Origin of the sequence: Janibacter limosus, assembly GCF_004295485.1 — a bacterium.
GTDB classification, from domain to species: Bacteria; Actinomycetota; Actinomycetes; order Actinomycetales; family Dermatophilaceae; genus Janibacter; species Janibacter limosus_A.
Genome location: NZ_CP036164.1, coordinates 1210155 through 1222115, shown reverse-complemented (window position 1 = coordinate 1222115; position 11961 = coordinate 1210155). Strand labels below are relative to the sequence as shown.

Sequence of the window (11961 nt, the reverse complement as noted above, 5' to 3'; positions counted from 1 at the left end):
CCGGAGGAGCGCCATGTCCGCGCGCATGCGTCGCGCCCTGCCGATGGCGGGGTTGGGGCTCGGTCTGGCGATGGGTCTGGCCAATGTCATGGGCTATGTCTTCGTCGCCCTGGTCTCCTCGAGCCTCGGGCCGGCCGACTTCGGCGGGTTCTCCGCGCTCAACACCTACGGGGTTCTCCTCGCCATGCCGGCGGGCGCCTTCCAGGTGGTGGTCGCCCGCCGGCAGACGCGGGCCCACATCGACGCGGACCGCCAGGTCACCGGCCTGACGACGTCAGCGGTCGTCGGCATCGTGCTGAGCATCGTGACGATCGCGAGCGCTCCCGTGCTGAGTGGCCTGCTGCGCCTGGACACCCCGTGGTCCGTGGTGTGGATGGCGCTCATGCTCCCCCCGATGACCGCCACCGGGGCCATCCAAGGGGTCCTCCTCGGGCGCGAGGCCTTCGGGCGACTGTCGGTCATCTACCTCGTCACGGCCGGCACCCGGGTGCTCGCAGCCGGGTGCGCCGTCGGGTGGTCCTTCTCCGTGGCCGAGGTCTTCGCCGCCACCTTCGCCGCGTCGGCAGTGACGCTCGTGGTCGCGCTGGCGCTGTCCCGACGAGAGCTGGTCCCCGGGGCCCGGGCTCCTCGGGCCCTCGACGTGCTGAGCGACCTGGTGCGCAGCAATGTCGCGCTGGCCGGACTCATGGCCTTGTCGAGCCTCGACGTCGTCCTGGCCCGGACCGTGCTCTCCGACCACGACAGCGGCTCGTACGCCCTGGCGGCGCTCTTCGGCAAGGTCGTCTTCTGGGGCACCCAGTTCGTCGCTCTCGCCGTCGTGCCCGCCGTGGCCGACGCTGGTGGACTCGGCCAGGTCCGATCGACGCTCCACCGCTCGGCCCTGACGGTCCTGGGGATCGGTTCGGTCGTGGCGCTCGGCTGCGCGGTGCTGCCCGGCCCCCTCGTCGCGCTCTCGGGAGGCAGCGCCTACGTGGACGCCGAGCCGCTGCTCGTCTGGGCGGCCGTGGTCGGGACCCTGTGGGCCGTGGTCCAGGTCTGGCTCTTCGCCGGCATGAGCCGTGGGGACCACGTGATGACCGCCGTCGTCTGGGCTGCGGCCTGCGCCCAGGGCGTACTGGTCCTCGTCTGGTTCAACGGCTCGCCGTACCAGGTCTTCGCGACCGTCGGCGGCGTGGCGGCGGTCGTCGCTCTCGTCGGGTTGCTGCGGGTCCCGCGCGGAGAGGTCACCCCCGGCCCGGACTCCCTCGAGACCACGGAGGCGCTGGGCCTCACCCGCGAGTGATGACACCCGCGGGCGACCCCGGTCCACTCAGTCGATCGAGCTGGCCTTCTTGGACGGGTAGAGCTTCTTGGCGAGCGGGATGAGCTCCGGGAAGCGGTGGATGGCCTTCCAGGCCGCCTTCTGCCCCGGTCCGAGCGAGGAGAGATAGGCCAGGCGGCGCCATCGCACGTCCCACGGCTCGTCGCTGCCGCGCGCCGTGGCCGCGTCACGCCGGAAGCTCAGGGCGTGCAGGCCGTTGGCCCAGCGCGGGTCGCCTTTGGTCTCGGCGTCCCAGCGGCGCTCGACCCGCCACTGCGGGTGCCGCGAGATGAAGTCCTCGTGCGCGCCGCTCACCATGGGGTAGGTGGCGTCGTCGACGAGGATGATCGCCTCGTCGGCCAGCCACGGCTCGATGATCCCCAGCGCCAGGTAGTGCGAGAGACCCGTGTGCTCGCCGTCGTAGAAGTAGACCCCGACGGGACGGTCGACCAGACCCGGCCGGCGCAGGAGCGAGAAGCAGTTGCCCTCGATCAGGCGCACGTCGGCGTGGGCCGCGTGGGTGCGCAGGTTGTCCTCGAGCTCCGCCCGGGCCTCCTGGCCCTGCATCCCGAACTCGAGGTAGTTCTCCACGACGTAGAAGGTCTTGTCGGTGACGCCCTGGACGGCCGCGCACATCGAGCGACCCTTGTAGCTGCCGACCTCGAGGTAGCACTCGTCGGCGGGCATCACCCGCGCAGCGGCGTTGAGAACGGCCAGCTCGTTGGCCGAGGTGTAGCCGTTGACCGTCGCGGCGATGCGCTCGAAGGTCGGGTCGAGCGGCGCGCTGGTGCGAGGGTCCCCGTCGAAGGCCTTGTCGACCTCGGCGAGGAAGTCATCCACCCGCATCAGCGCCAGCCGTCCGATTCCCAGTCGTCGTCCGAGCGGCGCCGTGCCGGCGGGTCTGCGAAGTCGTCGTCGCGGAGCACGGAGCGCCGCTTGCCGGAGGAGCGGCGCGACACGCGGGTCTCCGCCGCGTCGTCACCCTCGTCTGGGTCCGTCTCGACGTCGTCGGCGGCACGAGCACGCGGGCGGTCCTCGTCCTCCCGGGATCGAGGAGCACCGCGAAGGGAGCCCCGCCCGGTGTCGCGCGTGGCGCCCCGGCCACGGTCGTCGGACCGCAGGTCGATGTCGTCGTCACGGCGGGAGCGCGGCGCGTCGTCATCCCACTCGTCGTCCTCGCCGCGCTGACCACGCAGCAGCCAGACCGCGCCCAGACCGAGCAGCGCCACCCCGGACAGCCCCGAGTAGACCGCCTGGTTCTTGCCGACCGACTCGGGCTCCTGGCAGACGTTCTTGGACTCGGCGTTGGGCGAGCTGGGCGAGCCGCACTTGAAGATCCCCTGGGCACCGCCCGACGGGATCATGATCGGGGTGGTGTAGAAGAAGATCGCCGCGAAGATCAACGGGATGCCGAGGATGATGGCCAGCGGGGCGAACTGCCGTGTGGGCGAGGGCGCCACGGGGTGCTCAGTCATGACGCGCATATTACCCGCCAGTCGGGTCATAATGGGTCGCCCCCTTCGGAATCAGGACATGACCTCGCCAGCAGCCACTCACACGTCCCTGCCCTACCGCCCTGCCATCGACGGCCTCCGGGCCTTCGCCGTCATCTCCGTGATCATCTACCACCTGATGCCCCGGTGGCTGCCGGGCGGATGGTTCGGCGTCGACGTCTTCTTCGTGATCTCCGGGTTCCTCATCACCTCGCTCCTGCTCTCCGAGTACCGGCGCACCCGCGGCCACATCGACCTCCTCGGGTTCTGGAGGGCACGAGCACGACGACTGCTGCCGGCGCTCTTCATCGTGCTCGCGGCCGTGCTCCTGTGCGCGACCTTCCTCACCGTCTCGGGCCGCACCCGCAATGTCGCCGGCGACGTCCTGGCGACCTTGGCCTACGTGGCCAACTGGCGCTTCGTCCTCGGTGACGAGGCCTACTTCGGTCAGGTCGCGGCTCCCTCACCGCTGCGTCACGCCTGGTCGCTGGCCGTGGAGGAGCAGTTCTACATCGTCTACCCGATGCTCCTCATCGGGCTCCTCGCCGTGATCCGCCGGCGCGTCAACCTGGCCGCCGTGCTGATGGCCCTCGGCGCGGCGTCCGCCCTGCTCATGGTGGTGCTGCACACCCCGGGACTGGACCCGAGCCGGGTCTACTACGGCACCGACACCCGGGCCCACCAGCTCCTCGTCGGGGCAGCCGTGGCCGCGCTCATCAGTGGCGGGCCCGGGGCCGTCGACCGCGCACGCGTCCGGGTCGCGGACCTGTGGTGCCGACGGCTGGCCCTGCCCGCCCTCCTCGTGATCGTGTCCGCCTTCTGGTGGGCGGGGCGGGCGCAGTCCGCCCTCTTCGAGGGAGGAGCCGTGGTGCTGTCGGTGCTCATCACCGTCGTCCTCGTCGCTGCGACCAGCCCGGCCACCTCGGTGGTCCAACGAGTCCTCTCCTGGGAGCCCCTGCGGCGCATCGGGATGGTGTCCTACGGCCTCTACCTCTGGCACTGGCCGATCATCGTCTTCCTCAACGACCAGGTGCTCCCTTGGCCGACCGCCGCCCGCGTCGCGCTCCAGGTGGCCCTCACCGCACTGCTCTCCTGGCTCTCCTACCGCTTCATCGAGCGCCCGGTCCGTCGCGACGGCATCCGCGCGCTCATCCCCAGGGTTCCCCGGGTGAGCGCCGCCGTCTGCTGGGCCACGGTCCCGCTCCTCGTCGTCGGGGCCATCGCGATGCCGGCCGCGGCCCGGACCGTCTCGACCCAGCTGACCAGCTCGTCCGACGTCGCGGTCCCGCAGGTCCCCTACCGGCCGGGTGGCCAGATGACCTCGGTCACCTTCATCGGCAACTCGGTCCCCGAGAGCCTCATCACCAACTTCCGCTCCGCCAACCACCCCGACCTCGAGATCGACGGCCTGACCAATGTCGGGTGCGACCCGCTCGACGCTCCCCGGTATGCCGACGGCGCGGTCCTGCCCGAGCAGCAGAGATGCGCCGACTGGCGCCGCAGCTGGGCCCCGACCCTGGCCGAGCGCAAGCCCGACGTGGTGCTGTACTTCGTCGCGCAGACGATGGTGACCGACCGGCTGGTCGACGGCCGGGTGGTCACCTTCGGGTCCGACGCCTGGACCCGGCTCGTCGACGACAACCTGGACAAGGCCAAGGCCGCGGCCGGTGACAGCCACTTCGCCGTCCTCAACCTCTCCTGCCACTCGATGCCCACCTTCGGCAGCGAGGAGATCGAGCGGGTCAACGACACCCAGCACGTCCGCGACCTCAACACCACCGTCGCGGACTGGGCCGCCCGCAACGACGTCCCCGTCATCGACCAGTACTCCCTGCTCTGCCCCGACGACCGGGTCAGATCCACGATCAACGGGGTCCCGCTCTACGCCGACGCGATCCACTTCACCGCCGACTCCGGCCCGATCTTCTGGAAGTGGCTCGCGCCACGGCTGCAGCGGGTCGCGACCGGCGAGGACCCCTCCTGACCAGGGTCGATGCCGTCATCCTCGCGGGGGGGCGGGGTCGCAGGATGCTGCCCCTGACGGCCGACTGCCCCAAGCCGCTGCTGCCGGTCGGTCCCTGGACGCTGGTCGAGCACCAGGTCGCCGCGCTGCGCGCGCTGGGCGTCGACCGGGTCGTGCTGTCGACCGGCTACCGGCACGAGGACTTCGACGACCTGGTCCGGCGGGTCCGTGGCACCGGCGTCGAGCTCGTCACCATCGTCGAGGAGACACCGCTCGGCACCGGCGGCGGCCTGCGCGAGGGCCTCGCGGCACTGCCCGACGCCGACCTGGTCGTGGTCCTCAACGGTGACCTGCTGTCCGGGCACGACCTCGCGGCGCAGGTGGCCGCGCTCCGCGCGCGGCCCCGGGAGACCCTCGGGACCGTGCACGTGCGTGACGTCGAGGATGCTCGCGCGTACGGCAGTGTCGTCACCGACGACGACGGGCGGGTCACGGCCTTCGTCGAGAAGTCCGCGGCTCCCCCTTCGCTGACGGTCAACGCGGGGACGTACGTCGTGCGGCCCGAGCTCGCCGAGGTCATCGGGGCTCACGGCGAGGTCTCGCTCGAGCGGGAGGTCTTCCCCGCTCTCGTCGAGCGAGGGGCCCTGCGGGCCCATCGGGAGAGCGCCTACTTCCTGGACGTCGGCTCCCCCGCTGCCCTCGTGACCGCCAACCGCGACCTGCTGCTCGCGCCGTGGCCGGGCGCCGCCCCCTCGCCTCGGGGGCCCGCCCTCGTGCTGCCGGGGGCCAGCGTCCACCCCGACGCGGTCCTCAGCGGGGGGACAGTCGTCCACCCCGGCGCGGTGGTCGCCGCCGGCGCCCGACTCGAGTCAGCAGTCGTCCTCGCCGACGCCCGCATCGACGCGCGCGCCCGGGTCCGGCGGTCGGTCGTCGGTCGCGGCGCGCACGTGGGCCCGGACGCCCGGGTCACCGACGATGCCCTCGGCACGGGAGAGACCCGCACGGTCGTCGCCGACTGACCGGCTCAGTGCGCGGCCTCGTGCCAGCTGCGCCCCCGACCGACCGACACGTCGAGGGGGACGTCCATCTCGACCGCGCTGCCCATCTCGCGACGCACCAGCGACTCGACCTGCTCGTCCTCGCCGGGCGCCACCTCGAGGACGAGCTCGTCGTGCACCTGGAGCAGCACGCGCGAGGCCAGCCCCTCCTGCGCGATGGACCGGTCGACACGGAGCATCGCCAGCTTCATGATGTCGGCGGCCGACCCCTGGATCGGTGCGTTGAGCGCCATCCGCTCGGCCATCTGGCGGCGCTGACGGTTGTCGCTCGTCAGGTCCGGCAGGTACCGGCGCCGGCCCAGCATCGTCTCGGTGTACCCGGTCGCCCGGGCGCGGTCGACGATCTCCTCGAGGTAGTCACGGACCCCGCCGAAGCGCTGGAAGTACTCCTCCATGAGTGCGGTGGCCTCGCCCGTGGAGATGGCCAGCTGCTTGGACAGACCGAAGGCGCTCAAGCCGTAGGCGAGGCCGTAGGACATGGCCTTGACCTTGCTGCGCATCTCCGCCGTGACGCCCTCGGGCTCGACCCCGAAGACGCGGGCCCCGACGAAGCGGTGCAGGTCCTCGCCCGTGCGGAAGGCCTCGATGAGCCCCTCGTCCCCCGACAGGTGGGCCATGACCCGCATCTCGACCTGGCTGTAGTCGGCGGACATCAGCGACTCGTAGCCCGACCCGACGACGAAGACCTCGCGGATGCGACGTCCCTCCTCGGTGCGGATCGGGATGTTCTGCAGGTTGGGGTCGGTCGAGGACAGCCGCCCGGTCGCCGCGATCGTCTGCTGGTAGGTCGTGTGGATGCGCCCGTCGTCGGCCACCGACTTGATCAGGCCCTCGACGGTGACCCGCAGGCGAGTGGCGTCGCGGTGCCGCAGGAGGGCCTCGAGGAAGGGGTGCTCCGTCTTGGCGTGGAGGTCCGCCAGTGCATCGGCGTCGGTCGTGTAGCCGGTCTTGGTCTTGCGGGTCTTGGGTAGCCCGAGGGTGTCGAAGAGGACCGTCTGCAGCTGCTTGGGCGAACCCAGGTTGATCTGCTCGTCGTCGATCGCGGCCCAGGCATCGGCCTGCGCCGCGGCCACCTTGGCGGCGAAGTCCGACTCGAGAGCGGTGAGGGCATCGGAGTCGACGGCGATGCCCGCCGTCTCCATCTGGGCGAGCACACCCACGACGGGAAGCTCCACGGCACGCATCAGCTCGCTGCCGCCGGTCTCCTCGACCTGCTCCTCGAGCACGGGCGCGAGCTCGACGGCTGCCGCCGCCCGGATCATCGAGGTGCGACCCGTCTCGGAGTCATCGGCCGAGAAGTCGAGCATCCCCTGGTCGGACGCATCCTCGCCGCCGGACAGGTCACGGCCGAGGTGGCGCACCGCCAGGTCGCCGAGGTCGTAGGAGCGCTGGTCGGGACGCACGAGGTAGGCGGCGATGGCGGTGTCGACGACCAGGCCGGCCAGCGGCAGCCCTGAGGACGCGAGCGCCAGCATCGGACCCTTGGCGTCGTGCAGCACCTTGGTGCGCTCCGGGTCGACCAGCCAGGCACGCAGCGCGGCCTCGTCCTCGGTCTCGAGCTGCGGCACGTCGACGAATGCGGCCTCACCGTCGACGGTGGCCAGGCCGAGCCCGGTCACCTCGCCTCGGCCCCTACCCCACTCACCGACGACGTCGACGCCCAGGCGAGCGGTGCCGTGCTCGGCGAGCCACGGCGCCACCTCGCCCGCGCGCAGGACGCGACCATCGACCTCGACCCCGCCGGTGACCTCGGACTCGGCGGTGTCGAAGGTGGCGAAGAGACGATCCCGCAGGACCCGGAACTCGAGGCTGTCGAAGAGGGTGTGCACCCGCTCGCGGTCCCACTCCCTTCGCTCCAGGTCCTCGATGCCCACCGGCACCGGCACGTCGCGCAGCAGGCCGTTGAGTCGGCGGTTGCGCAGGACCTGGTCGATGTTGTCGCGCAGCGACTGGCCGGCCTTGCCGCCGATCTGGTCGATGGCGGCCACGATGCCCTGGAGGTCGCCGTGGGCGTTGAGCCACTTGGCCGCGGTCTTGGGGCCCACCCCGGGCACACCCGGGAGGTTGTCGCTCGCCTCCCCGACGAGTGCGGCGAGGTCGCTGTAGAGCTGCGGACCCACCCCGTACTTGTCGGTGACGGCGTCGGGCGTCATGCGGGCCAGGTCCGACACGCCCTTCTTGGGGTAGAGGACGGTCGAGTGCTCGTCGACGAGCTGGAGGGTGTCCCGGTCGCCGGAGCAGATCAGGACGTCCATCCCTGCCTCACGGCCCTGGGCGACGAGGGTCGCGATGACGTCGTCCGCCTCGTAGCCGTCGAGCTCGACGTGGGTGATGTTGAGCGCGTCGAGGACCTCCTGCAGCAGCGGGATCTGCCCGGAGAAGGCGTCGGGCGTGGCGCTGCGGCCGGCCTTGTACTCGGGGTACTCCGCGCTGCGGAAGTTGGCGCGGGAGACGTCGAAGGCGACCGCCACGTGGGTCGGCTCCTCGTCGCGCAGCACGTTGATCAGCATGGCGACGAAGCCGTAGACGCCGTTGGTGTGCTGCCCGGTGCTCGTCGAGAAGTTCTCCGCAGGCAGCGCGAAGAAGGCCCGGTAGGCGAGGGAATGTCCGTCCAGCAGCAGTAGTCGACTCACGCGCGACAGCCTAGGCGCTCGGGCCGACACCCCACGGACGACGGGTGTCCGTCTCGGAGGGCCCCGCGGCCGCGGGGCCGCTACTCTACGGACCTGGCACCTCTGGCTCGCGAGCCAGCGGCGACAGCCCATCCACCCAGGCACTCCCGGAGGACCGACCATGGCGGCGTGCCCGACCGATGCCGTGCCACGCCCGCGCCACCGACCGTGACGGGCCCAGGCGTCACACCGTCGCGCAAGACGAGCCGACGAGTCCGTGACCACGTGATGCACCGCCAGCTGTGGGCGAGCACTCCGGCAGCGTCGTCCCCCACGCAGCACCCCTGGTCGCTCCGTGGCCCAGATCCGCCCGTCGCCCGCAGTCACGTGGGCCCTGGTCTGTGCCGGGCTCGTCTGGGCGCCGGTCCTGCTCGAGCCGCTGCGCCACGACCCGGGCAACCTCGTGCAGCTGGCCAGGGCTGCCCGCTCGGGTGTCGCCACCCAAGGCCTCGAGGGAGCCCTGGCACGCATGGGACTCTTCGCACCGGCGCCCGGAGGGTTCCGCCCCCTCGGTCTGGACCTCGTCTACGAACCGTCGTGGACCATCCAGGTGCTGGGAGGGCTGGTCCTGGGTCTCCTGGCCGGGTCCGCGGTGCGGTGGGGAGCCGCCCGCCGCCGACGCGTCGCAACCGTGCCCGCCCGCGTGGCGCTGCTCGGAGCGGCTCTGCTCCTCGTGACGGTGGCCCGCCTTCCTGTCGACGGGCTCGCCAGCCACTACCTGGCGAGCGTGATCCCCATCGTGGTCTTCGCCTGGGCTGCCATCGCCTGGCGGGCCGCCCTGCACGTGCGGCAGCTGCCGCGGGCATTCGACCGGCCGGTCGTCATGAGGCTCGTCCCGCCTGCCGCCGCTCTCTCGCTGCTGCTGGCCGTACTGGCCCACCCGGTCAGCACCGTCGGATCCGACCTGGGGCGCGGCGCCAGCACGCTCGTGCTCGAGGCGAGCAGCGAGTTCCGTCCCGGATCCTCCGTCACCGTGAGCGGACGCGGTTACCTGGCGAGTCTCTCAACGACCCCGGCCGTCGCGCTGCAGCTCGAACGAGCGGGGTTCACCACCCACTACCTCTACGCGTGGCCGACGTCCGAGGACGCCGAGCGGTTCGCCACGGTCCGGGCGCCGGCGGACACGGTCCGGGTCCACCTCATCGGGAGCGACACACCCGATCGCACTCCCCCGGCGGGGTTCCGCCCGCTCGGCACGGTCGGCCTCTCGGGACGGGACTCGGTCGCCGTCTACGTCCAGGTGCCGTCCCCCTGGTAGGTGTGTGGAGCGGCGACCTGTGCCCGTGGCAGGCTGAGCCGCGTACGAATCAACAGATGTAGGAGTCACGATGACCGACGCCACCCTGCCGGCGCGAAGCCAACCCCCGACCCCTGACCAGCTCAACTCGGTCCGTGGCGCCCTTCCTGAGCGGATGGGTATCGAGGTCCTCGAGGCCGCGGCCGACCGGATCGTCGCGCGCATGCCAGTAGAGGGCAACACCCAGCCCTACGGGATCCTCCACGGAGGGGCGAGCGTCGTACTCGCCGAGACCGTCGGCTCCATCGGCTCGGCGCTGCACGCCCACACCCTCGGCAAGATCGCGGTCGGGCTCGACATCAATGCCACCCACCACCGCGCGGCGCGCACCGGGTGGGTCACCGCGACCGCCGTGCCCGTGACGCTCGGAGGCAGCGTGGCCTGCTACGAGGTGACGATCAGCGACGACGAGGGTCGTCGTGTCTGCACCTCGCGCATCACCTGCATCCTGCGCGACCTGCCGCCCGGCGCCTGAGTGGGACGCGGCTCCCCCCGCCCATCTGCACGCGCCTCCCCACGCGAGGTGATGCACCGCCTCGACCCCCGCGGTTGGAGCACCACCGACCGGCTCGTCGCCCTGGCCGTGCTCGCGGTCCTCATCGCCCCCGTCCTCGCGGCGGTCCAGGCCCTCGCCCACGGCTGGCAACCCAACGGCGACGACGCGACGATCGCCCTGCGCACCGCGGACATCCTCGACGGCCGGTTCCCCGTCACGGGCATGCGCAGCACCTCCGGCGACGGCGTCGACCCCTCGCTCTCGACGCACCACCTCGGACCACTGCAGTTCTACCTGCTGGCCCTCCCGCTCGCCCTCACCGGGGGCTCAGCGGCGGGGCTGGTCCTCGGCGGGGCCCTCATCGCCGCCACCGCGTCGGTCCTGAGCGTCGTGTGGGCACGGCGACTCGGAGGCGCGCTTGCGGTCACCGTCTTCACCTGCGGGGTACTCCTCACCCAGTGGGCCATCGGACCAGAGGCACTCTTCCGCCCCTTCAACCCCTATGCTCCGCTCCTGCCGGTCCACCTCGCCCTGATCCTGCTGTGGGCGCTGGCCCGAGGGGACCGGCGGGCACTTCCTCCCTTCGTCGTCGCGGTCTCGCTCACCGCACAGTCCAACCTCGCCTTCCTGCCGCTGGCCGTCCTGCTCGCGCTCGCCGCGGCGGCCCTCCTCCTGTGGCCGCGGACCACCCGCGGTCGGAGGCGTCGTCGGGTCCGTGCCCACACCGTCAGCCACCGATGGGCACTCGGGCTCGGGGTACTCGTGTGGCTGCCGAGCCTCGTCGAGCTCGTGGTGAACCAGCCCAACAACCTCGGCCAGCTGATCCGGTGGGCCACCTCGGGCACCGGCACACCGATCGGTGTTGTCAACGGCGCCGCTCACCTGAGCCTCATCGCACCGGTGCCCGGAGGATTCCGCCGCTACACCGAGGACCTGCTCGTCGACGGCAGCGGCCTGGCCACCGCGGTCGGCGTGGCGATGCTCGTCCTCCTCGTCGCCATCTCCACCGGCTACAAGGTTCCTCGTGGGCGGGCCAGCAGCGTGTGGCCGGCCAGGGTGGCCCTGGTCGCCAACCTCGGGATGCTCGCCACCGCCTCCCGGCTGCCCGAGTGGCCGCTGGCTCCCTACTGGGTGATCACGTGGCTGCCCGTCGCAGCCTTCACCTGGGCCGCGCTGGCCTGGCGCGGCCTCGCCTACCTCGCGGACGCCACCCCTCACCTGCCGGCCAGGATCGCCCTCCCGCTCGCTGGAGCCCTCGTCGTCGGCTCGATCGTGTCCGTGCCCCTGGCCCACCAGCCCGACTGGACGGAGACGGACGCGATGACCCGGGTCGCCCGACTCGCTGGCGAGGACCTCGGCCCCGGGGAGAACCGGGCCGTCCAGATCAACGGGCTCGGCTTCGTGCCCACGCTCGGCGCGGCCCCCGCCATCGCCTGGCAGGCCCATCGGCAGGGGTGGGAACCCTACTACCTGCGGACCTGGCCCTTCCCCGAGGACGCCGAGCACCTGTGGGGCAGCAGCGCCCCCGGGGGCGCCACCCGCCTCTACATCGTCGACAGCACACAGCCGGAGCTCCACTCCGGCCTGCCGCCCTCGGCCCGGCGGGTGGGCACGGTCGAGATGCGACACAGAGAGGGTGAGCTCGGCGTCTATCGTGACCTCGGCGACTGACGACAAGGAGA

The 11961-nt window shown here is 71.9% G+C and carries 9 protein-coding genes; 6 read left to right on the top strand and 3 right to left on the bottom strand.

The features are described 5' to 3' along the window. The first annotated feature begins 13 nt into the window (after nucleotides 1–13). Nucleotides 14–1282, top strand: a complete 1269-nt coding sequence (locus EXU32_RS05875; protein ID WP_130629055.1) for an oligosaccharide flippase family protein — start codon at nucleotides 14–16, stop codon at nucleotides 1280–1282. Between the two features lie 27 nt (nucleotides 1283–1309). Here the strand turns inward: EXU32_RS05875 and EXU32_RS05870 are convergent, their stop codons facing one another. Beyond that, complete coding sequence (locus EXU32_RS05870) at nucleotides 1310–2146, bottom strand: class I SAM-dependent methyltransferase (protein ID WP_130629054.1); 837 nt, start codon at nucleotides 2144–2146, stop codon at nucleotides 1310–1312. Next, entirely contained in the window at nucleotides 2146–2775 is a 630-nt protein-coding gene (locus EXU32_RS05865) for a hypothetical protein (RefSeq protein ID WP_130629053.1), read from the bottom strand. The genes EXU32_RS05870 and EXU32_RS05865 overlap by 1 nt, the downstream gene beginning before the upstream one ends. 58 nt (nucleotides 2776–2833) lie before the next feature. On the opposite strand from EXU32_RS05865, the gene EXU32_RS05860 reads away from it, so the two are divergent. Both EXU32_RS05860 and EXU32_RS05855 read left to right on the top strand, forming a co-directional pair. Beyond that, nucleotides 2834–4777: an acyltransferase family protein gene (locus EXU32_RS05860; RefSeq protein ID WP_165399590.1), complete on the top strand. Its 1944-nt coding sequence runs from the start codon at nucleotides 2834–2836 to the stop codon at nucleotides 4775–4777. A gap of 44 nt (nucleotides 4778–4821) precedes the next feature. Beyond that, a complete protein-coding gene (locus tag EXU32_RS05855; protein WP_130629051.1) occupies nucleotides 4822–5775 on the top strand; it encodes a sugar phosphate nucleotidyltransferase in 954 nt (317 codons plus the stop codon). A gap of 5 nt (nucleotides 5776–5780) precedes the next feature. On the opposite strand, the gene polA is transcribed toward EXU32_RS05855, so the two are convergent. Then, nucleotides 5781–8447 (bottom strand): DNA polymerase I, encoded by a 2667-nt coding sequence (gene polA, locus EXU32_RS05850; protein ID WP_130629050.1) that lies wholly within the window; start codon nucleotides 8445–8447, stop codon nucleotides 5781–5783. A gap of 334 nt (nucleotides 8448–8781) precedes the next feature. On the opposite strand from polA, the gene EXU32_RS05845 reads away from it, so the two are divergent. The 3 genes from EXU32_RS05845 to EXU32_RS05835 all read left to right on the top strand — a co-directional run bounded on the left by EXU32_RS05845 (nucleotide 8782) and on the right by EXU32_RS05835 (nucleotide 11950). Beyond that, complete coding sequence (locus EXU32_RS05845; protein WP_130629049.1) at nucleotides 8782–9744, top strand: hypothetical protein; 963 nt, start codon at nucleotides 8782–8784, stop codon at nucleotides 9742–9744. 70 nt (nucleotides 9745–9814) lie between these two features. Continuing rightward, a complete protein-coding gene (locus EXU32_RS05840) occupies nucleotides 9815–10258 on the top strand; it encodes a PaaI family thioesterase (protein ID WP_130629048.1) in 444 nt (147 codons plus the stop codon). Between the two features lie 51 nt (nucleotides 10259–10309). Further along, on the top strand, nucleotides 10310–11950 hold the full coding sequence (locus tag EXU32_RS05835) for a hypothetical protein (protein WP_130629047.1): 1641 nt from the start codon (nucleotides 10310–10312) through the stop codon (nucleotides 11948–11950). Nucleotides 11951–11961: the final 11 nt, after the last annotated feature.